This is a genomic window from Pasteuria penetrans, from assembly GCF_900538055.1.
Classification (GTDB): Bacteria; Bacillota; Bacilli; order Thermoactinomycetales; family Thermoactinomycetaceae; genus Pasteuria; species Pasteuria penetrans.
This window is the reverse complement of sequence record NZ_UZAC03000001.1, coordinates 1,753,101-1,778,465: the sequence shown is the minus strand read 5'-3', so window position 1 is coordinate 1,778,465 and position 25,365 is coordinate 1,753,101. Positions and strand designations below refer to the sequence as shown.

17 protein-coding genes, 5 tRNA genes and 1 rRNA gene are annotated in these 25,365 nt (G+C 47.7%); 5 read left to right on the top strand and 18 right to left on the bottom strand.

Annotation, left to right across the window (positions count from 1 at the left end):
- Window positions 1–74 precede the first annotated feature (74 nt).
- Window positions 75–266 (bottom strand): hypothetical protein, encoded by a 192-nt coding sequence (locus PPRES148_RS07250; RefSeq protein WP_149453865.1) that lies wholly within the window; start codon window positions 264–266, stop codon window positions 75–77.
- A 382-nt stretch (window positions 267–648) separates the two neighbouring features.
- Between PPRES148_RS07250 and PPRES148_RS07245 the strand changes: the two genes are divergently transcribed.
- A complete protein-coding gene (locus tag PPRES148_RS07245; RefSeq protein WP_149453864.1) occupies window positions 649–1,935 on the top strand; it encodes a glycoside hydrolase family 18 protein in 1,287 nt (428 codons plus the stop codon).
- 567 nt (window positions 1,936–2,502) lie between these two features.
- On the top strand, window positions 2,503–3,801 hold the full coding sequence (locus PPRES148_RS07240) for a glycoside hydrolase family 18 protein (RefSeq protein ID WP_187820801.1): 1,299 nt from the start codon (window positions 2,503–2,505) through the stop codon (window positions 3,799–3,801).
- Between the two features lie 333 nt (window positions 3,802–4,134).
- Here PPRES148_RS07240 and PPRES148_RS12990 read toward each other — a convergent pair whose 3' ends face one another.
- Window positions 4,135–4,266: a hypothetical protein gene (locus PPRES148_RS12990; protein WP_281289947.1), complete on the bottom strand. Its 132-nt coding sequence runs from the start codon at window positions 4,264–4,266 to the stop codon at window positions 4,135–4,137.
- Window positions 4,267–4,947: 681 nt separating this feature from the next.
- On the opposite strand from PPRES148_RS12990, the gene PPRES148_RS07235 reads away from it, so the two are divergent.
- A complete protein-coding gene (locus PPRES148_RS07235) occupies window positions 4,948–6,153 on the top strand; it encodes a glycoside hydrolase family 18 protein (protein WP_187820799.1) in 1,206 nt (401 codons plus the stop codon).
- A gap of 1,813 nt (window positions 6,154–7,966) precedes the next feature.
- Here the strand turns inward: PPRES148_RS07235 and PPRES148_RS07230 are convergent.
- Window positions 7,967–8,182, bottom strand: coding sequence for a hypothetical protein (locus PPRES148_RS07230; protein WP_149453861.1), 216 nt, complete (start codon window positions 8,180–8,182; stop codon window positions 7,967–7,969).
- Between the two features lie 1,126 nt (window positions 8,183–9,308).
- A complete protein-coding gene (locus tag PPRES148_RS07225; protein WP_149453860.1) occupies window positions 9,309–9,764 on the bottom strand; it encodes a hypothetical protein in 456 nt (151 codons plus the stop codon).
- 457 nt (window positions 9,765–10,221) lie between these two features.
- Here PPRES148_RS07225 and PPRES148_RS12360 point away from each other — a divergent pair, with 457 nt between their 5' ends.
- Window positions 10,222–10,695, top strand: coding sequence for a hypothetical protein (locus tag PPRES148_RS12360; RefSeq protein ID WP_223127994.1), 474 nt, complete (start codon window positions 10,222–10,224; stop codon window positions 10,693–10,695).
- 491 nt (window positions 10,696–11,186) lie between these two features.
- On the opposite strand, the gene PPRES148_RS07215 is transcribed toward PPRES148_RS12360, so the two are convergent.
- From PPRES148_RS07215 to PPRES148_RS07205, 3 genes are all read right to left on the bottom strand, one after another.
- Window positions 11,187–11,825, bottom strand: a complete 639-nt coding sequence (locus PPRES148_RS07215; protein ID WP_149453859.1) for a hypothetical protein — start codon at window positions 11,823–11,825, stop codon at window positions 11,187–11,189.
- Between the two features lie 453 nt (window positions 11,826–12,278).
- The gene (locus tag PPRES148_RS07210) at window positions 12,279–12,746 is read right to left on the bottom strand and encodes a hypothetical protein (protein WP_149453858.1); all 468 of its coding nucleotides are present in this window, start codon (window positions 12,744–12,746) and stop codon (window positions 12,279–12,281) included.
- 175 nt (window positions 12,747–12,921) lie between these two features.
- Complete coding sequence (locus tag PPRES148_RS07205; protein ID WP_149453857.1) at window positions 12,922–13,395, bottom strand: hypothetical protein; 474 nt, start codon at window positions 13,393–13,395, stop codon at window positions 12,922–12,924.
- Window positions 13,396–13,546: 151 nt separating this feature from the next.
- Here PPRES148_RS07205 and PPRES148_RS13345 point away from each other — a divergent pair, with 151 nt between their 5' ends.
- A complete protein-coding gene (locus tag PPRES148_RS13345; RefSeq protein ID WP_149454278.1) occupies window positions 13,547–14,131 on the top strand; it encodes a transposase in 585 nt (194 codons plus the stop codon).
- A 361-nt stretch (window positions 14,132–14,492) separates the two neighbouring features.
- Here PPRES148_RS13345 and glmS read toward each other — a convergent pair whose 3' ends face one another.
- The 11 genes from glmS to PPRES148_RS12585 form a co-directional block, all read right to left on the bottom strand.
- Window positions 14,493–16,337, bottom strand: a complete 1,845-nt coding sequence (gene glmS, locus PPRES148_RS07195; protein WP_149453856.1) for a glutamine--fructose-6-phosphate transaminase (isomerizing) — start codon at window positions 16,335–16,337, stop codon at window positions 14,493–14,495.
- A 23-nt stretch (window positions 16,338–16,360) separates the two neighbouring features.
- Complete coding sequence (glmM, locus tag PPRES148_RS07190) at window positions 16,361–17,731, bottom strand: phosphoglucosamine mutase (RefSeq protein WP_149453855.1); 1,371 nt, start codon at window positions 17,729–17,731, stop codon at window positions 16,361–16,363.
- A gap of 19 nt (window positions 17,732–17,750) precedes the next feature.
- Window positions 17,751–18,995 carry a CdaR family protein gene (locus tag PPRES148_RS07185; protein WP_149453854.1) on the bottom strand — a complete coding sequence of 415 codons (1,245 nt, stop codon included), beginning with the start codon at window positions 18,993–18,995 and terminating at the stop codon, window positions 17,751–17,753.
- Window positions 18,992–20,161, bottom strand: a complete 1,170-nt coding sequence (cdaA, locus tag PPRES148_RS07180) for a diadenylate cyclase CdaA (RefSeq protein WP_149453853.1) — start codon at window positions 20,159–20,161, stop codon at window positions 18,992–18,994. Before cdaA ends, PPRES148_RS07185 begins: the two co-directional genes overlap by 4 nt.
- A 136-nt stretch (window positions 20,162–20,297) precedes the next feature.
- A tRNA-Gly gene (locus PPRES148_RS07175) sits at window positions 20,298–20,372 on the bottom strand.
- Window positions 20,373–20,422: 50 nt separating this feature from the next.
- A tRNA-Gly gene (locus PPRES148_RS07170) sits at window positions 20,423–20,494 on the bottom strand.
- Window positions 20,495–20,574: 80 nt separating this feature from the next.
- Window positions 20,575–20,657, bottom strand: a tRNA-Tyr gene (locus PPRES148_RS07165).
- Window positions 20,658–20,755: 98 nt separating this feature from the next.
- Window positions 20,756–20,828 (bottom strand) — tRNA-Thr (locus PPRES148_RS07160).
- 1 nt (window position 20,829) lies between these two features.
- Window positions 20,830–20,905, bottom strand: a tRNA-Asn gene (locus tag PPRES148_RS07155).
- A gap of 246 nt (window positions 20,906–21,151) precedes the next feature.
- Window positions 21,152–22,678, bottom strand: a 16S ribosomal RNA gene (locus PPRES148_RS07150).
- A 409-nt stretch (window positions 22,679–23,087) separates the two neighbouring features.
- Window positions 23,088–24,869 (bottom strand): hypothetical protein, encoded by a 1,782-nt coding sequence (locus PPRES148_RS12585; RefSeq protein WP_246142929.1) that lies wholly within the window; start codon window positions 24,867–24,869, stop codon window positions 23,088–23,090.
- Between the last annotated feature and the right edge of the window lie 496 nt (window positions 24,870–25,365).

Sequence of the window (25,365 nt, the reverse complement as noted above, 5' to 3'; positions counted from 1 at the left end):
TTTTCACTCGCCCCCATTACAAGAATTTCATCAGCTATTATGAACCGATTTCCTCCAGTTATCTTTGGTTTTTATCACCGCCTCCTGGCCGTGGCCAGGTGTCCATCCGTGCGCAACAACCTCTCAAGTTCCATGTGACGCCTAAGATTAGGTTCCTCCCGTGTAACACCACAAACGCCGCCCAGATCGTAAGTAGGTCTTCCCCCGACGTGTGTCAGGCTACACCTCGGTTTGGACATGAACAGTTCCTCTCGATGCGTCCTCAAACGATTCCCTCTCGTTGAACTCCCCAATCCCTATCGGACGAGGATTCTCTTTTCCCAACCACTTCCTAACCGCTCACCACCGGAGTGTTTCTACACACACCAACAGCGTTGGGTGGTGTGGAAACCTTCGCTACCTACCAACCCAGCCACGAAGGGCCATTTACAACCCTCATCGCTTACACAGCTTACGGAACACACACCTGGGGGGATTGGCCCATTTGAAATTTACCACGGGACCCCCTCCAATCCTGACCACTGTTCATCAAGATGGGTATTCGTAAAACACCCTACTTACTAATGAATTGATAAAAAATTATATAATTACATTCATACCCACAATCCCCCTGCTTACAAGATTGCCCATTTAGGGAGCGACGTCACTATGAACTCAATAGAGACCCTACTCATGGAATACGCCTCACAGATTCAAAATTCCCCTTGGTTCCCTCCCCCCAATGGGTTACCTGCACCTTGGCAAACCTATCATGGCTATACCCATGACGGACCCCCTCCCCATCCTGAAAATATCCCCCCCAGGCGTCTGGTAGGTTATTACCCTGGATGGGCCACCTACCCAAAGTCACGAAGGAACGCCATTCTTTCCCTCTCCCTTCCTGGTGTTACCCACCTCATTTACGCCTTCGCTCGTATTGTCAACGGTACAATGGGTCCCATGGATATCTATATGGACACCAAATATCCATTCGATCCAAACAAAAGACTGCGCGGGAATTATGGGCAACTCTATCTCCTCAAAAAGCGTTACCCCCATTTACGCATCCCTATCGCTATTGGCGGCTGGGGATCCTCCGGAAACTTTTCCAAGATAGCAGCCTCGGCCGCAGCACGGACACGATTCGCCCAAAGTGTTGTACACTTCCTCCATCGCTGGCCTGTCTTTGATGGAATCGACATCGATTGGGAATACCCCGGCAAAGGTGGCGGAGGACAGGGGGGGGGTCCAAAGGACAAACACAATTTTACCCTCCTGGTACGCACCCTCCGCCAACATCTTGGCAAAAAATATTCACTTAGTTTGGCCGTTGGCGCAGGAAAGAGACACATTGCCAACATAGAGCCAGCAGCATTGGCACCCTATGTAGACTGGATCACTGTGATGACTTATGATTTTCGGGGTAGTTGGGATAAAATCAATGGCCACCATACTCCACTGTTTTCTGATCCCACCGCCCCCCCTAACATGAAAAACACAGTAAAGGAGGAAAACGTTTCCGCCTCCATTCTCCGGTACCTAGCTGCCGGGGTACCGGCACACAAACTCAACATGGGTCTAGCCTTCTATGGCAGGCTGTGGACCCAATGCAATCCACAACATCACGGGGAGTATCAATTCTGTGCTAAGGGAAATCGGAGAGGATTAGGAAGCCAGGGTATCTTGGATTACCCCGACGTCCTGAAGTTCCAAAAGTTGGGGGCACAAAAATATTTCAATCCCCATGCCAAAGTTCCCTTCCTCTGGTATCCCAAGGAAGGTGTTTTCATTAGCTATGATGATCCTACCTCTCTTCGTCCCAAAATACAGTGGGCCCGTAAGCACCATCTCGGTGGTCTAACCATTTGGAACCTTGACAACGATCGTTCCGGTGTGCTTTTCAATGAAGTTCAACACACCTGGAGCCAATCAAAAAATTACGGAAATCATCCATAATTCATATTCCTATCCCATCATCACTTGGAACCAAATGAAAGGATATAGTAAAAATACTGAAACAAATCATACCCAAAACAAATATCTGCATCCTACCTACACCTACCCATACGCCATAGAAGTGGCACACCCGTCGCCGGAATGAATACAGGCTTAGCCTTCATAGGACAAATACCCAACCCCACACTGTGGGTACCCTTGTGGTGATCCGGATGATGCCTATGTCAGCAATGACTACAGAATAGCGCCGGGAACTACTTCAATGGGCACACTAGACCCATATAGGAAACCTGGAAAGGGAATACTATTTTTAGAAAATTATTATATAATCCCTTAAGAAGATCCTATAGTGTAAAAATACTAAATAGAGAAATTGACAATTCGGAATCCCACCAGGGTCCCTCCCCGGGTACCCCGGATCACCGTCCATTAGGATGGGTATTCGTTGAATACTATAATACATAATTATCGAATTTTTAGATTGTATTAATCATTATGATTTACATGCTATCCATCAATTCCCCCCTTTTGCCCATAGATTGCCCATTTTTAGGGAGGGACGTCGCTATGGATTCATTAGAAACCCTACTCAAAGAATATATCTCACGAATTCGAAACTCCCCTCTGTTCCTGCCCTCAAACGGATTTCTCCCCCACAGACAAACCCATCATGGTTACGCTGCCCCTAATGACCCCCCCCAAAAACCCAAAATTACCAAGCGTCTGATAGGTTACTACTATCCCGAATCGGGATCACAAAAAAACGCCATTGCCTCCCTTTCCCTCCCCGGTGTTACCCATCTCATTTACGCCTTCGCTTCTATCGTAAACGGTAAAATCCACCCCGGGGAGAACCACAATCTACAGAACGATTATGAGCAACTTAACCTTCTCAAAAAACGTTACCCCCGTCTACACATCCTCATCTCCGTTGGCGGAGCGGGACTCTCTAAGCAGTTTTCCCGTGTGGCAGGATCCCCTATTACACGGAATCGATTTGCTCTGAGTGTTGGACGCTTCTTTCAACGTTGGCCCATTTTTGAAGGCCTTGACGTCGATTGGGAATTTCCTGTTGAAGGGGATGGTAAACCCGAAAACAAGGGTAAACCCGAAGACAAACACAATTTTACCCTCCTTGTACGTGCCCTTCGCAGACGCCTCAACAAAAGATATTTACTAAGCCTAGCCATTGGAGCAGGTAGCCAACATCTCGACAATATAGAACCCGCAAACCTAGCCGCCGAGGCGGACTGGATTCTTATGATGACCTATGATTATAGAAACAGTCCAGACGGAATTAGTGGCCACAATACCCCTCTCTTTCCCGATCCCTCGGCCCCCGCTCCCATGAGGGAAGAATTGAGGATAGAAAACGTCTCAGCCTCCATCCTTCGGGGCCTAGCCGCGGGAATCCCAGCAAACAAACTATACATGGGCTTAGCATTCTACGGACGCCTATGGGCCCAATGTAATACTGGTCCCAGGAACAATGGGGAATACCAATTCTGCGCTGCTAGGAAGAAAAAGAATGAATTCTTTAATTTAAAATTAATACCTTACCATGATATTACAAAATTTTTACAACAGGGGGCAAAACAATATTTTAATCCTTATACGGAGGTTCCCTTTCTGTGGAACCCAGAGGGGGGAATCTTTATAAGCTACGATGATCCTGTTTCCCTCCGCGCCAAAATACAATGGGCCCAAACCCATCGTCTTGGCGGCTTGGGTATTTGGAGTCTCGACGATGATCGAACGGGTACGCTGCTGAACACGGTTCAGGACACCTGGAATAAACACACAACTCCTAATTTTCCCAAACGATGCTACCCAAAACGGACTGGGAACGACAGACAACATACGTAGAAATTCCGATCCGAATACCCCCGACAAATGTTCTCATGATGCATCTACCTATATCATACGTTTAACAATGATTCAGCAACACAACCATGTCATCGGAAAAACACAGAGGAAATTTCCCGATCCCATCGGGAAGGATCGAATCATCCTAGGAATACAACAACACGGATACACCACCCCATAGGAACATAGTCCTCCGGTGAATTGCGGAACGATGCAATCATCGGTGGTGTCGTAGTTCCCTGTTCAATCAGGAACCAAATATATACCTGGGAACAAAAAGGGACCCCTGGGAAGGTCCATTCACCATCCTTGGGCTATTTCCATAGGATAAAGTCAAAGGTCAACGATAGAGATAAGGGGAATGAATGGATGATAAAAAGACCCAGACAACAACAAAAGAAAACAAGATCCGCATCTAAAATCCGGTCCTGTCATCGTCGCCAAGATATCGCGTCTCCGTCCCAATCCAGTGCCCCCCGCGATGCCCCATTAAAAATCCCAACATCCATGGATCCACCGAAATGTGACAAAATCCCCCCGAATGATACTTCAACAGAGACGACCTCTTACCCCACCCCTCAACCATCGTGGCCCTTCGTACCAGCCACTACCCCATCCCAACCATGGTATCACCCCGTACCAACCACTACACAACCACCGATGCACTGGGGTTCCCTATCCCCTCCGCCGCCTCCTATCCCTCCTGCAGGCTGGTGGCCACCAACCCCATATCCCTGGCCCTACTACGCACCCCAAATGTTTACCACAAGCCACCTCCCACCCAATCCGTCTTTCCCTTACTACTATGGAGTCCCCTGTTGCTAACCCCCGCGCGGTACCGGTACACGAGGGTTCATTATATAATTTTATGAAATAATAATAAGGTGATACCCTATGTCGCACAAACACCCTGACTGGATATTCTTTCCACCCCTTTCTCCCCCACCACCCCTTTCTCTCCCTACCCTTCCATCCATTTCCCTTCCACCCTTTCCCCTCTTCCCTATCCTCCCCCTCCCCCTTCCACCTATTTCCCTTCCACCCTTTCCCCCCATTTCCTTTCCCTCTCTCCCCTCCCCTCCTTCTTTTTCTCCCCCAAGGAAATCCGTTGCGCATTCTTCCCCAAAGAAACCCCCTATACAATGGATGGAAGAAGGCAAAGAGGAGGAGCAGGGAAAGAAAAACCCTAAGAGAATTGTTGCCTATTATCCCTATTGGGTGGACAAAAAAAATAAACCCGAAATTTATGAACTACGATTACCTTCAAGATTAACTCATCTCATCTATGCACTCGCACGTGTCCAAAAAGAGGGAAAGATCACCCCAAGCAACACCTATATAGATATGGAACGACCCTTCTACGGAGGTGGGGAACGACAACTATTAGGCAATTATGGTCAGTTGGCCATCCTAAAACAACGATATCCTAAATTATCCCTCCTGCTCCTGCTGGCGGGTTCCCCCACAGAAACCGAGGGGGGATTTGCAGCCGCCGCCGCTACCCCAGAATCGCGACAACAATTTTGCTGGAATGTCATCCAATATCTACGTCGTTGGTCCATTTTCGATGGAATTGATATCGATTGGGAGTTTCCGACGGAGCATGATAACCCACAGAGTGGAGGAGAACTAGATAGGGTCAATTTCACCCTACTCATGAAAACACTCCGGGATTACCTTTCCGTTGAGGAAAAAAGGGCACGAAAACCCTACCTACTCAGTGCCTCCCTGGGGGCCTATATCCACCATGTAGGTAATATTGAAGCAGATAAAATTGCTTTTTATTCGGACTGGGTTACCATCATGACTTATGATTTCCATAGTACAGCCCATAGGACTACCGGTCACAACACACCCCTATACAACGACCCCTGTGCCCCCGAAGATCATTACATGGAAAAACACAACGTATCAAGCGCGATCCAACGTTACATCAAGGCAGGCGTGCCCCCGGAGAAAATCCACATGGACCTGGCCTTCTATGGGTGTGCATGGGGCGATTGTTGTCCCCGCTATCATGGGGAATACCAACGTTCCACCCTATTGCCAAAGTATAGCACCGAGGATCGAGAGGATCCCGGTACCCTTGATCAACCCCTCATTCACAGGTTGATCCGCAAGGGCGCCCACCAATACTGGAACCAAAGGGCCAGAGTTCCCTTTCTGTGGGACCCTAAATACGGCGTATTCGTCACCTATGAGGACACTATTTCAATAACCACAAAGGTCTGTTGGGGTCTACGCCATCAGCTAGGGGGATTTTCCTGCTGGACATTAGGGGATGATCCCCAACAGATTCTCCTGCGTACTGTTACAAAAACCGTGAAAAAATGTCAAAGGGATAAACGATAAAACCTACTGTCACAGAAAATACCTCACAATCCTATCAAGACAATCCCCAAAACCTTACATAGGAACAGAAGGACACACTATAGAAGAATCCCCGAATTGAGAATCCTTTTTTCTTTCTAAAAAAATATCAATTATAGACAAATAAAAAAAGGAAGAGGGAACTCCAAATATGTTGTGAATTCCTGTACCAGTTGGGTTGATGAAAAAGACCAACCAAATATCTATAGTATAATCCATACTTATAACAATAAAAAACACCATAACGGCATATGAAAGGAAGGGGCCACTACATCAGAATGCTATACCGGAGCAAAGGTTCCGACCGTAACCCCAATAGGCCTTTATAAATATGGGTGAGTACGATTTCTGTCCCTGCATTACTTACAAGGAATACCGTGGTTACCATCTCATAGGCCCACAAAGTCCATACGAAAGACCAAGAACAAAATCCCCCTTTTCCCTAGGAACTTAAGCAAATCCGTACCTCCCCCAACAACAACTCTCAGATGCAAACCAAAGGGGAATCCTCACCAGGAATGTGCCTAATGGATCGCTTTGTGTACGCGTTCTGGGAAATGGCACTGGGAAACCGCTGAAAAAATCCCCTAAGGAACGACTCCTGATAGGATGTTGCTTTAGAAAACCACAGAGGGGAGAACCTTGTAACACACCCCTATTGGAATACATACCATGGCTACAGTATATAAATACATAGAAACTATGACAGGATGAACAGGACCCCATCCACGGAAAGATCCATGGCACCCCATGGGTGTCGGGTCCGAAGTACAGATGGTACTGGCGGGTTCTCTAGACACGCCCACCCTAGTTTCCATGTCTTTTATCCTCAACATACTGCTTATCTAACAAATACATATAAGAAATACTTTCACTCAATAAATAAACCATCAAAAATCGGATGAGCTCCCGGAGATTTAAGACCCCGCTGGGAATTCTTGATCCTACAAACCATAGAAAACAACCACCCCACAGTTTATATTCATCCGCTGGAAGGGGACGGGTGACCCTCCCTTCATTGGAATGATTCTTTATAGGGCGTAGGGTCAAAAGTCTTCCGCAGGGCTCCTAAGTCTTCAGGAACTATCTTTTTTAAAAATATAATATATTTATTTATTAATGAGAGTACCCATCATATGTATTTTTTAGTAAATAGTATCCTGTGATTGTAGGATAGCCAGCACGAAAACTGGAGTGGGCGTGTCTAAACGATCGGTTGGTACTATCTCATACTTTTGACCCGACACCCATAGGGACCCTAATGGGGGACATCACCCCGAACGGTTCTTAAAAATCATCCATCCAACCGTAGTACACTACTGAGGTACCCCTAGCACCCAAACAGGCCCCTCTACGTATATCATGAGGGGAGCATGGAAAAACAGAATCACCGAAGGCACCTGTTGATACACAATCCATACAATATAGTATGAATACAGAATGGGATATATGTCATAGCAGGAATGCCAGTCATCCAACCCTATCAGCATCACTTTCCTGATTTTCTAATCGCCCCAGATAGTATTCTTCGTTATAATTTATTTATATATGAAAAATAGTAATTATTTAAAAATATCACCATTTGCACTAGTACCACCGGATCAACCCAGCATTTCATCCGCCAACCCCACCACAAAACCACACACGTAGTGCTCTCGCAATTCTGCCGTGGTTGCATCTTGCCCGGGTTTTCATCCGATGGTACCTGGTCCAATCTACGATCATCCCCCATTACAAAGATTTCATCGCTACCCTGGATTGATTCCTGTTCACGGAAAGCCTCGGTATATCCTCTTTACCTGGTGCTGAAGCCAGGTGTCCGTTCGACAGTCTCCCATGGTTCCATAGAGAGAGCCTCAATCGGAATCCATTCCATCTGTGTTGTACATCGAATGCCGCCAGAATAGTGGGTAATTCGCCTCCCCATGGCTTTTCCAGAAATAGATAGGTTCCCTTGTTTGGACATCGATTGGGCTTCCCAGTGCTTATAACCCCAATATGCCCTACTCATCTTCCCGACCCACACTGAAAAAAGTCCTTCATCCCGCCTTTTTTCTCAAAACTCTCTCATCACCATTACCCTTTACGACAGTACCTTAGGCGGTCCGAAACCCGCACACCACCACCCTGCCGCGATTTCGGGGATCCCCTTCTCCCCCCTTAAGTCCTCTGTACCCGCGGTTGGGCCATTCCCCCAGGCCTGTGTCCTCTACTAGGTATGTAGTATAACTTCAAACGGCTGGAGGGCGGCTATAATGGCCAATCCATCCTATCCAGTATGGGACGGGGTAGCTCAACGATCCCAGTTGAGTACCTTTGTGTCCGGCGGCGTATCCCCGTCGCCCTCCGATGATCCGCCATCCTATTTTTAGCTTTCTAAACCAACGACGGAATGAAAGCCCTGGAATATTAAGATGGCTCGGGTCGCAGTCGTTCGGGGTCTAAGTACATATCTTAGAAAATCAAAGGACCTTACATTATAACCCCCCACTCGATGATCCTCCTTGCAGTAGAATATCCCAGTCTTATTCCAATATGATTCTATTTTACACTAGAATAATCTACCCTTAAGTTTATCGGGAAGATATTCAACTTGCTAATCCGTTATGGTGCCCCAGGTTACCCTATATTTAGGCCCAGCATAGTTCTGATCCCATGTTGCCTGATCTAGGTTTAAAGTTTCCCTTTCCCAGTTCTCATCCTCGTTTCGGACATGGCAACTTAGCTTCCTTTACCCCATCTTCACTACAAGACTCCGCAGCCACTACTGTACTCTGATCCAACCCCATGCACGGGGGGTGTCCTTCCGTTACCCCGTTTTTTGCTCTCCTAGCAACACAGCCAGGGGGCATCCTGTACAATGCGCCCCACGAGTTCCCTATGAGTTGCTCAGATTCGGGTTCCCCCGCCATCAAGGTATTCCCAACAATGTTAGGTGAGGGTGAGGCGAAACTTTCTACCTACCTTATCCGGTTCCGGAGAATCAACCCCATCACTTATACAGATTATTTGGTAAAATCATAAATTTACCTTCTTCATCCCCCATGCACATCCATTGAAAATAACCCATCCCATTCTCGTGATACACAGTGGGAACGACCCTAAATGGATTACTAGGGTAAAGAAAGGAATAAATCCTATGGATCATGCAAATAATAATTATGGAGAAAATAATAAATGGATGAATCGTCATCACCCTGAAACAGGAACCTCTCAAAATAGAGGGAAAAGGGATCCGAGGGGCAATAAAAAAAGGGATGGTAGCGGTTCCGGTAGCTGGAATAACAATCCAGATTGGCACCAACCCAATTGGGATAGGGACCCAAATCAACAACCATCACTAGCGAACAAAAATCGTGACCCAGGAGGACACCCCCCGCCATCTCAATGGAAAAAACGAAAACCACCAGGTTGGCAGCAACCCAACCGGAAGGAAAATTGGAATCCCAATGGTTCAATGTCCCAACAACCATCATATTGGCAACAACCACCAGGTTGGCAGCAACCCAACTGGGGATGGAATTGGGGTTTACCTGGTTGGGGACCAGATTATTACACCGGTTGGTGGGGTGTCGGCTGGAATTATAACCCATGGGGGGGAGGATACCCCTACAACCTACAAAATCATCAGTGGAATGATGATACGGAAAACAAAGTCCTATATTACATATGACATTTCCGTTTCTGATCCCATGACCCCAGAGAAATGAATGATAGGATTTTTTTACTATGCGATGAAAAATAAGAGATAAAAATTGCTATAAAACATAGATTCCGCGTCTCCCGAGGGAAACACAACATGGTTCAGAGAATCACGCTGGGTAGAGGAGAAATGCGTTAGAATAATGGAGAATCACCCCACTTATTTCTATGATCTCCCGAACCAACTTGCGGGAGTGATCCGTTCATATGCATAGGACAGGGATGAAATTGTATGAAGAAATGAATTGCAGGGCAATGGATAACTACCCCACATACAGTAGATATCCATAATATAATAATATAATTACTATAAACTTATTTATTATTAAAAAAAAGGGGACATAGCCTATGGACTATAAGAGTCATCATCAACCCGATACGAATCATGATACATGGCCCTATTGGAATCACCCCATCGAGACCACTTATGAACGGAAGATCGACATGGAAGAAAATGACAACATAGGAAATATCTATGATTCCAATGGTCACCATGCCGGACAGAGCTACAACTCTGGTTGGGACAATGATCCAGGATGGAATATGGGATCAAGTTCGGGCCTTCGTTCGGGCCTTCCCCTCCCCCTCTGGGGAATTGGCTTCGGTTGGGGTGGTTATCCTAGCTGGGGATCCTATCCCGGCTGGGGATCCTATCCCGGTTGGGGACTATATCCCGGTTGGGGATCCTATCCCGGTTGGGGATCCTATCCCGGTTGGGGTGGGATCTATCCCTATAATACCCAGGATCATAACCAGCATTCCTCCGATTGTTACACCCAAAATACGAATCATGATACGGATCATACTGTCTATTATATATAAAAAATACAGAATCTTTGGATTTTAATGGTCACAGAATCAAGGGGGACCTGGTAAGGTCCTATTTTTTATGATCAGGAATGGGGAGTACGAACAGCCCCCCAATTCACGTCTATTCAGTATGATTACCAAAAACAGAGACATCCCAGCGGGGTGTGTACGTTTCTCCAAGGATATTTTAACCCTAATTTTTGGTCTTCAAGGGAAACATTCCCCGCATTTTGGGGGATAATTTTTTTCTCAATTTATCTTGTTCAGGAATTCACACCCACAATGGGATACCGCCCAAATGCTAGGCGATATGATCAATACAAACTCAACGGGAATACAAGAAGTTATATGAAAAAATATGTAGAGATTAGGTCCTTCCCCCTTACCCATTGAAGTCCAAAGACCCAAATGCTACTATTCTCCAATGACACAGGAGAGACAAAAAAAGAGCCCCTGGTAAACCAACACACTATTTGAAAAGAAACCATAAATTATCCTATCATTTATTTTTTAAAGTAAAACCAGATTACAAAAAAAGATGAAAAAATCGTGATCAACACAGTTGCCTTTACCTTTGCCATTGGGAGTTCTACGGACTCAGACATTCCGCCAAAGTCGTCATAATACACCATCCCCCCAGGGGAAATCGAACCATGTACATTTGTAATTTCATTAGGATATTTTTTGGCATCGTATCCTGTGAAAATGGTTCTCCTCCCCAAAAGAAGATGAAACCATAACGGGAAAACCAGACATGTATACACAAAATACAAAAAAAAGGATATTTTCGTTCCCACATCATACCCATATAATAAAATTTTTTTCATTACATAATAGAGATGAAGAGGAATAGGGTACCACAGAAAAAGAAGGAAAGCTGTGTTGACAAACAAAACATCCGTATTTTGTCCCTCCTTCCCGCACCAAAATTTTTCACGAACCGTTTGCCACTTAAGGGAAATCCCCCATCCCCAAATCCCCAATGTCAACCATAAGGAAGAATTCTTAATAAATATAAAAACAACCGTTGTGAGCAAAAACCAAACAAATCCTAACCAAGGTACAAAATACCAACGAAACTTGGATACACCCCTTCTTCGTCGTGCTATCAAGAAACAGTTCTGTCGATAACGCTGTAGCAAAAGAAGGCGACTCGTTACATAGAAGAGATAACTGTCAAATGCACCGAATACAATTAATAACCTGAATAATCCAATGATAATAAAAGTGATAAGGCTAGTCACTACAGCATAAAAAAATCCATTTCCATAACAGGCGTATCATAGAGACCCAAGTGCAATACCATCATAGTCTGGAACAAAAAATCTGAGATAAAAAAAGTTAGTACCCTACCAGATACGGTAGTATTTTTCCAGGATCTAAACCAAAATAGGGGAAATTTCCTCACGGGCGGTCCCACCACCTATATTCTATGTAGGGGAACCAGGGGCACCTGCTGTGTGAGTAAGGCCCCCGCATAAGTAATCCCCCCAATCCCCAGTAACAACCCGAATCTATAATTTCAATTCAAAATAAAAGAAGCCGAGACTACCCAACATACCCATAAGCAGGACAAGACCAGAAAACGAATTCATCTAACAAACGCTATCACAAATCTGATCCTCACTCCACATGCAACTAACTGTAGCTATTAAAAAGCAGGTAGCCGAACAAACAACCGAGGGAAGCGTGGGGCCACCAATCCTCAAACAAAGTTTAACACATCTTCGAGCTGACTTTATTTTCTTCAGGAAACGGGAGGTGCCGGCAACAGAACTTCCGCAAACGAGCGATACAGTTCTCCCACACACACTGTAACAATCCCTTTTTCTGCGTACGACATCCTCTCCATCTCCAGTCTTCCCCGTAGGTACCCCTCTTCCGTCATCATCTACGTACTGCATACTTCCATCCCCATGAAAGAAATATGTTTCTGTTCGGCTACCCTCTTGCGTGATATCAGCTACTGCAACAAACTTCCCCTCCTCCCCTGTGAGGGGAAGTTTGGCAATACCCCCCACCAAATCCCCTTGTCTATCAATATCATAGGATAAAATACTCATAGTTTTCGAACCCCAGACTTCCTCCCATTTTCTTTGGAAAAATTCCGGTGCACTATCCCTAACATGGATCTGGACCCCATGGGTGGGTTTCTCACTTATCCGGAGATCTTTTCCTAATTGCTGAACATACCCCAGAAATTCTTCATGAGAATTCTCGATTGTGTGTTCCGATGAATCAACCCTGAAGAAATTCATCAAAAAATAGGGTATAACCTGTTCTCACCGGCATTCCATGTAACCTTGCTGCTTTCGCTGCTGAAGATAGTATTGCCGTTGACGAGAACATTTCCCTACAAAAATCTGCATATTTTTTCCCTTTCCCAACAAATGCATACACATGGTTGAATTTGTCCTCGCAGTAGGTACATCTCCATCGTTGGGGTTTCATAACGGATTCAATTTCCCATAAGCCAAGGATGCCGTGTTTTATTTTCCGTTTCTTGTCGAATCCCGCTTTCACAAATTTTTGTCCCAAATTTCCCGAATCCTCACAGGAACACCTGATTCCCGGGGATGGACGGTTGACAATGGACTTTAGGATATAACGAATTCTCATTTTATCTGATCCTGTGGGCCCTAATTTCTCTATTTTCATGATTTTCACTTCGTCCGAAAAGGGGGACCTTGGGAAATCTAGTTCTGTTTTCATCTCGACAACCCCTTATTCCCTGATAGAGGGTGAGTTGCCAATTATTATAACATATAAAACTTAAATTTTATAAAAACAACGTATATGTCCTACTGTGTTCCCACAAGAATACTTTGGAATACAGGGGGAGGGAATCCGAATCTAGGCAGATATAAACACAGAAACCTACCACGATGCATTTGATCTATCGAACCATGGTTCAGCCCTCACTCCTGAGACTGAACCCCCAGGTCCGAAGTTTGGCCAAGAGCCGAAATATCTGTTCAGGATTAAAGGGTTCGTAAAGGACGCCCTGAAGAAAAAACACAGAGGGTTACTTCCCGAATCCAAGAGACTACTCCTGGAAAAAATATTTCATCTTGCAGATTGGCATAAACTTGGGGAAGCCTACGAATTTATAGAGGATGTTGAAAAATGGTATGACACCGATTATCCCACTTTTACCGAGGCTTACAATAATCTGCACGCTCTCATCGGGGTAGGATTACAGCACGACCACAAAAACATTAGAAAAGGTGCAGAGAGCCTACAGAGGGGGCAACAGTCCATTGCAAATTACCATCGAGGAGACAAGGCTACCAATGCTCTTATAGAGGGAAAAAACTGTGCCACCAAGCTTGACTTTCGCCAACGTTTTGGAGTTAGGATTTGGAGGAACTATGAGAACCTTGCTATCGTATGTCGCAATAGCCACCTGGAAAACGATCAGGGGGTAAATTGCCGGAATGTTTCATAATATTAATATAGTGTTTAATAAACATAAAATAAAATAAAAATTCATTCAATAATTTTGGATACATAATAGAAAAAAGCACATACTTTTGTTTCTATTTATTTTATAAATTAATAGAGACAGATGCTCTTCGGCATGGGCTCGTGTACAATAAACTGAATAAACAAACTAATTATGGGGAAAAGTGGGCCCCACCTAATTCATCCTTAAAATTCGGAGTAAAAAAAAACCGCCCAAGGATATTCCGGGTCCGAAGTTTGGCCAAGAGCCATGAAATACTGAGCGCCCATCCCTCCGCATAAAAGGTGCCCATTTCCCAAAGGGGGATGGGCATCTTCACTTTCATACTTTTGCACACATCGCCCTACTCTACTGTAACACTCTTAGCCAAATTACGAGGCTTATCTACGTCGTGTCCGCGCTGTAAACAGGCATAGTAAGCCAACCACTGCAGGGGTACAACCGCCAGGATAGGCGCCAACCAATCATTGGTAATAGGTAAAATGAATGCATCCCTCGTAACACTCTGCACAGCCTCTGCACCAGAAGGGGTGGCAATAGCAAAAACCCGAGCGCCCCGGGTGACGGTCTCCCGTACATTGATTAACATTTTAGATTGCACATGGGCCTGCGTGAATAAGGCTACAACAGGGGTCCCCTGTTCTATGAGTGCTAGGCTTCCATGTTTCAACTCTCCGGCTGGATACGCATCAGCATGAATATAGGAGAGCTCTTTCAGTTTCAACGCCCCTTCGACAGCCAAAAAAGTGTCCAAACCACGACCTAAAAAAAATACATGTGCCACATCTTGCAACTGATCCACCCACAACTTCATCATAGCCGCAGACTGTTCAAGAACCTTTTCCATATGAACCGGCAAACGATACAGGGAGGACAGTAAATCATCATAATGATCCGCACGTTGAACCCTGTTTCGTCCAGACACCCAAGCAATCGTCAACAGGGCAAAACAAGTCAGTTGGGCCGTGTATGCCTTTGTAGAAGCAACAGCCACCTCTGCACCCGCATGGGTAAACAGGACGGCATCCGCCTCTCGTGCCAGACTGGATTCCTTAACATTGGTAATAGCCAGCACATGCCCGCCCCTTTTTCTGGCCAAACGAGCAGCAGACAACGTATCCGCTGTTTCCCCAGACTGACTTACAGCAATGACACACGTATTTGGAGTAATAACAGGATCACTGATACGATACTCCGAAGCAATCCAGCACCTACATGGTATACGTAGCCATTGTTCTAACATCGACGCACCAAACAACCCAGCATGATACGCCGTACCGCAACCCACAATGTGTATATCGGACCAGGTTTCCCCCTTAGAAAAAGGAATGGGTAACTCCGGTTCCAACTGAACCCGATCAGCAAACAACCGTTCACGAAGCGTCGCGCGAAGGGAAACGGGTTGCTCAAATAATTCCTTATGCATAAAATTGGGATGATCCCCACGGTCTGCAATCGTTGGCTCCCAGACCATAACACGTGGCTCACGCGTGACCCTCGATCGGTCATGCATACGATACAACCGCACCCCTCCCGGTGTCAGATCTGCCACCTCACCATCCTCTAGAACATGGATCTGTCGAGTATGGGGCAAAAGTGCAGGGATATCAGAAGCTAACCATTGTTCCCCCTTCGATAATCCTACAATGAGCGGACTACGAAAACGAACCGCTATGATACGCTGCGGCTCAAAGGAGGATAAAACAGCCAATGCATAGGAACCTCTCAATTGCCGAGCCACTGCACAAACCGTAGCCAGAAAATCACCGTTCCAACACTGCGCAAACAAATGCGCAATGACCTCCGTGTCCGTATCGGAAACGAAAGAACAGCCCTCACGACGCAGGGACTGACGAAGCTCAACCTCGTTTTCCAGCACACCATTGTGAACCACGGCAAAGCTCCCCTGCCTATCCAGCTGCGGATGTGCATTTTCCCAAGTAGGAGCCCCATGTGTAGCCCAGCGCGTATGCCCCAATCCACAGGTACCATGTAGGGATTGATTCTTGCCCCCCAGTACCCTCTCCAATCCTTCAATCCGTCCTACGGCCTTGGCATATACTAATTTCTTACCATTGTAGACAACCATCCCTGCGGAATCATAACCCCGATACTCCAGAAGACGTAAACCCTCCAGCAGAAGGGGTTGCACAGCCTTCGTTCCTACATAGCCGATAATCCCACACATAGTACACGCCGTCCCCTCTTTTCTTATGACCCCGTACATCCATTGGATCGCTGGGTCTGAAAAATCACCCCTTGGAGCACCTGTACTAATCGTTGTTTCCAATCCTCGGCCTGGGACGCCGACTTCGCCTCCACCATGATGCGCAATACAGGTTCCGTACCCGAGGCGCGTACTAATACTCTGCCCTCATCACCCAATGCCTCATCCGCCGCCCTGAGGCAAGCAACAAACTCCGGATGATCACGCCAAACCTCAGCGGATCCAGGGGGTAGGGGGATATTGACTAGGCATTGCGGCCATTTCAACAACAACTTGCGCAATTGTCCCAAGGACTGATCCGCATCTTGGACCGCGCGTAACAACTGCAGGGCTGTCAATAAGCCATCCCCCGTAGTAGCATGGGGGGCAAAAACAATATGACCTGACGGCTCCCCGCCCAGACCGAATCCGCCCTTTCGCATCTCCGTAACCACCCAACGATCCCCCACATCGGTGAATCGCGTTCTGATACCCTGTGTAGCCAAACCCTCCTTGAGACCACCATTACTCATAACGGTTACAACCACTGTGTTATAGGGCAGAAGACCACGATTTGCCAGTGCAGGTGCACAGATGGCAATGATATCATCTCCATCGAAAATGGATCCATCCCTATCTACCGCTAATAAACGATCCCCATCCCCATCCAGGGTAAACCCTATATCAGCACCCTCCCGCCTCATAGCATCCTGAAGAGCAGCCGGACACGTCGAACCAAATCCCGCGTTGATATTCACACCATCTGGATGATCACCAATCGCGGTAACCCTGGCCCCACAACGTCGGAACAGAGATGTAGCAAGGAAGGTGGAGGATCCATGGGCCGTATCCACTACAATATGAAATCCGTTTAGGTGGACGGGGCAGGATGCTATCAAATTCTCGAGATATGCATCGGCACGGTCATTCACCATAGCCCGCCCAATCCCCTGTCCGACAGGCCGCGGCAAATTGTCGACCTGCCGCAAGGCAATCTCTATCTCCTCCTCCACTTCCTCCATCAGTTTATAACCATTACTATCAAAAAATTTTATGCCATTATCACAAAAAACGTTATGGGATGCAGATAACATAATACCACCCGACGCCCCCAAATGCCGAACGAAGAAAGCAACAGCTGGCGTGGGAACTACCCCCAACTGAACAGCATCAACCCCCAAGGAAAGGAGACCCGCCAAAGAAGCATACTCCAAAAGGGGGCCCGACCAACGGGTGTCACGTCCCACAACGAAAAAAACTTTATCCCTCTTTTCCGACAGTTTATGAGCAACGATACGGGTCAACCGATACACCAACTCTGGGGTCAATTTCTCATTAGCAACACCACGTACACCGTCTGTACCAAAATATTGCATGCATGGCCCCCTCCCACGCTCATGAACCCCTACGATTGATCTGAACCTGGGCTGTTGTTACTGTTTGGTCTAGGATCTGGACCCATGGGTATTTTCGGATCTGAACCTGAATAGGTAGCTGATGAATACCTTCGCTCAAACCGTTCACATCCACAGTGGCTTCTATATCCTTGGCTGTAATGGTCCGCAAAAACCTTGGAGCACCCGACAGGGTCACACTCAAATTAGGGATGGTCACACCACCATAGGAATTAGGAAAAACAGCCGTTGTTCCATCGGACGGTGAACCCACCGTCTTCACATGAATATTGGAAATTTGCTTTTGAACCGCCCCAACAAGGGTAACCTTCACCCTTACCCAGCGGGGCTCTGCACGCAAACCACTATCCCCCGTTGGGATCTCTAGATCCAACACAACATCCCCTCGTCGATTGTCCAGATCGAGATTGAGGGGTATACTTGCCGGCAAACTTACCAATTTACTTTCTAAACCATAGATCTTCACCCCTCTTACACTGGGGGTGATTCGTTGCACCGCGTATCCCGGCGCAGGGTACCTCCCTATACCTATCCTAAGCCCACAATCACGAAATGGTTCTTCTACAGCAACCGAAAAACCAACATTTTGTGGAATGATGGAAACACCCTCCAAAATCGGCATACCATCCTCCCCCACAGCCTCCAAAGGAGCCTCTGAACCCTCCCAGGACCCTACTCCCTCCTGAAACGGTATGCGGGCGCGAACGGATGCAATCTTACCCAAAATGGAACGGGCAGCACGCACCGTAATCCGCCTAGGTTGAACAACCGCATCACCCATTTTGTACCCCTCCGTTAATGGGGGAATCACTATCGGTGTAACGTCAAACGTCTTACTTTGCTTTCCCTCTAGATAAACGTTCAAACGATCCGGTTTGATACCCACAACGGAAATTTCCCTCTTGGAGAGGACAGGCCAAACATACCTCACGGCGGAATTATGCCATCCTTCCCCCTGTCCCCTCAAATCAACAACACAACTCAAATTGGAAATCACATCCTCCCCGGAATACTGGGGTCCCTGGATTATAAGCTCGACACTAGTAGGAATCTCCCTCCCTGCCACAAAACGATCCCTATCGTATCGAACCTCTAGGGGGACGGAAATTTCCCATCTGCTGTGTTTAGAAAAAGGGGAAAGGGACGAAAACTTCACCCACAACCCGCAGGCTGCCGCCAGAGCAAGAAAACAAAGTATCCCGTCCTTCCGCAACCACTTTTTCATGAACCGGGATCAACATCCCCCTTCTTACTCGGACCGGAATCACCCTTTCCATCGGAATCGTCCTCAGTGGAAGGAGGGGGCGAGTTGGAAACATTGGGGTCTCTCCTAGATTTCCCCCTGTCCTTTTTCTTCCCCAACGAGGGAACAGGTGGATCCCCCTTCCACCATCGCTGTAACAAAAAGAATTTTATGGGGGAACGAACCGGGCGAACCCCATCCCCTCGTGAGGGTTCATCTCTATCAAACCCTACCCTACTCTGATCGGATTCTTCCGACGTTTCAACAGATGGAACCCGGATCAATCGATGGTTCTGCCTCCTTTTATGAAAACCTTGGGAATCACGCCAAAATCTCAACCCCACATTCCTTTGTGCTTCCAATAGGCTATACAAACGCTCACGCAAATGTTCTTCATCCAAATCCGTATACATCTCCCCTGACAACGCAAGGGAAATACATCCTGTCTCTTCCGAAACAATGATAACAACCGCATCGGAAACTTCCGACAATCCCATACCTGCCCGATGCCGAGTCCCCAGGGCCGTACCTAAATGGATGCTATCAGAAAGTGGTAAATAGCAGCCCACAGCCAACAGCCTGTCCCCACGCAGAATAGCAGCACCGTCATGTAGGGGCGTAGTTGGCTCAAAGATCGTCCGCAACAACTCCGTGCTAATCTGTCCGTTGACCGTTACACCCGTCTCCACATAATCACTAAGACCCGTCTGCCTTTCGATCACCATCAAAGCACCGATACGGCGTTCGGCCATTTGAACGGCCGCCCGAACAATCGAACGAACCGCCTGACCCTCAGTATGGCCCTTGAACTGATTGAACCACCCCAACACACCCCCACGACCCAATAGTTCTAGGCCCCGCCGCAACTCCGGTTGGAAGAGGATCATCAAAAGTGTTATCCCTGTTGGTGCCAATATCCCCACAACATGGCGGAGGGCTTCCAGCCGCAAGGAATCGATACTGCTAACCACTATAATAGGCGCAATAAAGGTCAAACCTTTAAGTAACTCAAAGGCCCTTGTACCTCGCAATAAGTGCAAGATTTTATAGAAAATCCAAGTTACAATAATGATATCCAGTAAGGATTGGCCAAATACAACAAACCTATCCCTGAACAATGAATCCCAAGCCCACCACGGGGATTGCATGAATTGCCCCCAAAATAGGATACGCCCTCTTTCTAGTTCCCTTGGCCTCCAAAGGATTATGTACTTCGACCTATAAGAAATAAGATACAGCAAAAAAACCGTCCTCTGCCTTACCCGCAAAGGACGGATAGTTACGTGGAGCGGAAGACGGGATTCGAACCCGCGACCCTCGCCTTGGCAAGGCGATGCTCTACCACTGAGCCACTTCCGCACGAAAACAAATCCATCACTTCATCCCCCCATCCATCCCAGAAGGAACAGAGCGGAAGACGGGATTCGAACCCGCGACCCCCGCCTTGGCAAGGCGATGCTCTACCACTGAGCCACTTCCGCGCGAAAACAGGACACGGAAAACCCTATCACGACCCTATACAAAACATACAAACAAGGGGGTTCAGGAAAAGAAAAAACAATGGAGGGAGTAGGATTCGAACCTACGAAGGCGAACGCCAGTGGATTTACAGTCCACCCCATTTAGCCACTTTGGTATCCCTCCACGAAGGACAACAAACCCTGCCAACAACACCCAACCGACAAAAAGCAAACGGGAAACCCCACACAATGAACCAAGATCCCACGGAACCCCCACACGAAAGCTTCCAACCAGATTTGAACTGGTGACCTCTTCCTTACCATGGAAGCGCTCTACCTACTGAGCTATGGAAGCATGGCTCCCCAAGCAGGACTCGAACCTGCAACCTACCGGTTAACAGCCGGGCGCTCTACCAATTGAGCTATTGGGGAATGTGCACAACCCCCCACACAACACAAGAAGGGGGAAGGCGAGGGAACATCCATACGACCTACACGCCAAAACTTCGGCGATACCAGAGGGGGTTATAGGCAACCCCCATCGCACAGAAAACTCCTTCCTTAAACGAGGACGGACGAAACCCAAAACAAACGAACCCGCCACATCCCGACAAAACATACTCACTCACAACCGGAGAGCCAGAAAGCATCCGTACAAAAGGGCACACTATACTCCAGAAAGGAGGTGATCCATCCCCACCTTCCGGTAGGGATACCTTGTTACGACTTCACCCCAGTCGCGAGCCCCACCTTCGGCGGCTGGGTCCTGGCGAACCAGGTTCCCTCACCGACTTCGGGTGTGACCCACTCCCGTGGTGTGACGGGCGGTGTGTACAAGGCCCGGGAACGTATTCACCGCGGCATGCTGATCCGCGATTACTAGCGATTCCTACTTCACGCAGGCGAGTTGCAGCCTGCGATCCGAACTGAGACCGCTTTTCTGGGATTCGCTCCGTCTCGCGACTTCGCCTCCCTCTGTAACGGCCATTGTAGCACGTGTGTAGCCCAAGACATAAGGGGCATGATGATTTGACGTCATCCCCGCCTTCCTCCGGCTTTCGCCGGCTGTCTCTCCAAAGTGCCCACCCTTACGTGCTGGCAACCGGAGATAAGGGTTGCGCTCGTTGCGGGACTGAACCCAACATCTCACGACACGAGCTGACGACAACCATGCACCACCTGTCACCAATGCTCCCCCCGAAGGGGGCACGGCACTCTTTCGAGGCCTTTCATCGGGATGTCAAGCCTTGGTAAGGTTCTTCGCGTTGCATCGAATTAAACCACATGCTCCACCGCTTGTGCGGGCCCCCGTCAATTCCTTTGAGTTTCAGCCTTGCGACCGTACTCCCCAGGCGGAGTGCTTAATGGGTTTCCTTCGGCACAAAGATGCTGAGCATCCCTACACCTAGCACTCATCGTTTACCGCGTGGACTACCAGGGTATCTAATCCTGTTTGCTCCCCACGCCTTCGCGCCTCAGCGTCAGTAACAGTCCAGGAAGCCGCCTTCGCCACCGGTGTTCCTTCTGATATCTACGCATTCCACCGCTACACCAGAAATTCCGCTTCCCTCTACCGCACTCAAGATGCACCGTTTCGAACGCTTACACGGGTTGAGCCCGTGCCTTTCACGCCCGACCTATACATCCGCCTACACGCCCTTTACGCCCAATCATCCCGGACAACGCTCGCCCCCTACGTATTACCGCGGCTGCTGGCACGTAGTTAGCCGGGGCTTTCTTCACCGGTACCGTCATTTCTTCTTCCCGATGAACAGGGCTTTACAACCCGAAGGCCGTCTTCACCCACGCGGTGTCGCTCCGTCAGGCTTTCGCCCATTGCGGAAAATTCCCTACTGCTGCCTCCCGTAGGAGTCTGGGCCGTGTCTCAGTCCCAGTGTGGCCGTCCGCTCTCCCAAGCCGGCTACGCATCGTCGCCTTGGTGAGCCCTTACCCCACCAACTAGCTAATGCGCCGCGGATCCACCCAAAAGCGGCACCCGAAGGTACCTTTCCCCCCCGAACCATGCGATCCGGGGGGCGTATCCGGTATTGACCCCCGTTTCCAGGGGTAATCCCCGACTTCTGGACAGGTTATCCACGTGTTACTCACCCGTCCGCCGCTCGCCCCCAAGGGGACGCGCTCGACTTGCATGTAGTAGGCACGCCGCCAGCGTTCGTCCTGAGCCAGGATCAAACTCGCCATGAAAAAACAAGAAACTTCATTCCGCCCACACAGGATCCACCCAACACCGGGATAAATCCCGGGGCGGAAGTCCACCGTACGTACGGCAGTTCATACCCTAGTGTACGAAACACTACTTCTCTCCGGTTGTCAGGGAGTATGTAACGAAAGGTAAAGATCCCAAAAACACGGGCATCCCAACCACCACATCGCACCACCACCGAACAGCCTACCAACCATTCTACCCACCCGCTGCCCCGGGGTCAAGAGTTTTTTCAACAGAAAATTTTGCCAGCACCTCTACAGCGAGCCCCACTATACCATCGGAGCTTCTTAAGACGATGCCGAAACGATGCCGAAAATGGGCACCGGGACAGTCGTCCTATACAATTTCAAAATATTTACACATTTACTCAATCCACATTTACTTCAATCATTTATAGACATCGTGATCTCGATACCCCAGTTTTTTCCACTGTGGGTACCAGGGTTGTTGCCGCAGGCTTTCTTGAATCACTTCGCGCGTTCGGTTCCATCGATCTAGTTCCCTTCGTCGTGCCACATCTTGTCGCACCATGGGTTCCCATTGTTCCCACTGTTGTTGCCCTTGTCGCAATTTCTCCAGATAGGATTCCTTCTGTGTTTGCCATACCTGCTGCCAATGTTCCGCTATTTTTTGCACTAATTGGTTTTTCCATTCTTCCCATTGTTGCCACTGTGGGTACCAGAGTTGTTGCTTCACTTGTTCCATCTTCCGCTGCAGTAGTCGCTCTTGTCGTTGTCGTTCCTTCAACCATCTACGGAACGTACTCGGATTTATGCTATTTTCGTGAGCAAACTGATTCACATTGATCTCTTCGCCATTTTTTGAGGCATCATACTCCTGGACATCATACTTATTTAAAAGCCTTACCTTATCACGTCCCGTACGTCCTATGCGTTTTATCTGATATATGCTACTTTCACGGGCAAACTTATTCGTACTGATCTTTTCATAATCTTTTTGGTCATCAAAGTACTTACTTAAAAGTTCTTCCATACTCTCCTCATCATGTCCCGTACGTTCCCTGTGTTTTATCTGTTGTATACCCGAAGTAGATGGATTCGGATCCAATTCCATATGATTACCATGATCTTCCGAACGTTGCTGTTGTTGATGCCAGTCCTGTTGTGTCCACTGTATACCCACTGCACCCTTCAGTTGTTGCCATTGTTCCCCCTGTTGTTCCTCCAGTCGTCGCAATGCTTGTAGCCGCTGTTCTCCCCATTGTTTCCACTGTGGGTACCACGGTTGTTGCTGCAGTTCTCTCATGTGCTGTTGTTCCAGTTGTTCCAGTTGTTCCCCCCGTTGCTGCAGTTGTTCCCCCAATCGTTGCAATGATTGTCGTTGCCGTTCTGTCACTTGTTTCCACTGTAGGTACCATGGTTGTTGCTTCATTTGTTCCGCATGCTGTTGCCGCAGTTGTTCCCTCTGTTGTAGCAGCTGTGCCGCCAACTGTTGTGTCCCCGACAAAATTGGTTGTAGCTGCTGTTGCACCTGTTGCTGCCCCCCACGATAAGCCCTATCCCTGGCAACTTTCTCTCGCTCGATGGCCTGCTGAATCAACTGATCCTGTTCATTACGATAAGCCCCACCCCTGACAAGTTTCTCCCACTCGATGGCCCGATCCAACTGATTCTGTTCATTGACAATCCCTTGCCCCTTTTGCATCCCCGACGAAGTTGGTTGTAGCTGCTGTTGCACCTGTTGCTGCCCCCCAGAACTTCCCCCCAACGATGAACTACCATCCATAAGGGAACTACCATCCATAAGGGAACTACCATCCATAAGAGAACTACCATCCATAAGAGAACTACCATCCATAAGAGAACTACCATCCATAAGAGAACTACCATCCATAGGGGATTCGTGCCTTGTGGGCGATGAAAATTCTGTTGAACTTATTGATGAAGATTCTGTTGAACTTATTGATATCCTAGGACCTCTCCTTTTTATACGAGACCTTGTTTCCCTAGGTTTATCACGTTCGAGATCGCTTTCCTTGAGTAACAATATATCCCCATGTGGGAGCAACGAATATGGGGATGATAGATTCTGGATATCGGGCCTGGCTAGCCTCTCTGGAGGGGAAGCTGCAGATTTATGGGAAGGGCCCCATAATGTAGAAACGACAAAAAATATAGCAAACGCATATCCCTTATTTATTTTATTCATTTCTAATGTTCCCCCTATATTTTAAAAAATATTAACAAATCAAATATAAATAAGAGTGAAGAATTTTATTATTACCATCCTGTGTAGGGTAAGGAAAAGAGGACACGAGGGGGGGTTGTGAATTTCTGAACAAGGTTTTCAAGGGTATTTCCCCTCATCTTTGAAACCCCCTTCAGGTGTATAACCCATCTTTTTTACGAATCTGCGGGATGCAACTGGAGATACTTTCTAAGAGGTTGCACAGGGGGATTCTGGAATCCCTCGATCCAGAGACAGCCTACGCGGCCGACTTGGAGATATGCGGGTATTATAAAACAATGGGCTCCGAAAAACTGCAGGAATAGTACGAAGGGGCCTACGAAGGATCACCACCCATCGCAGGCACGACCTTGCTCCATCAGAAGTCGAATCGGAGTACTAAAACATCCTGGAAAACCAACGGGAAACGTAGTACAGATGGAACCCGCTGTGATCCTGGTGATGAGGCGAATGCCTA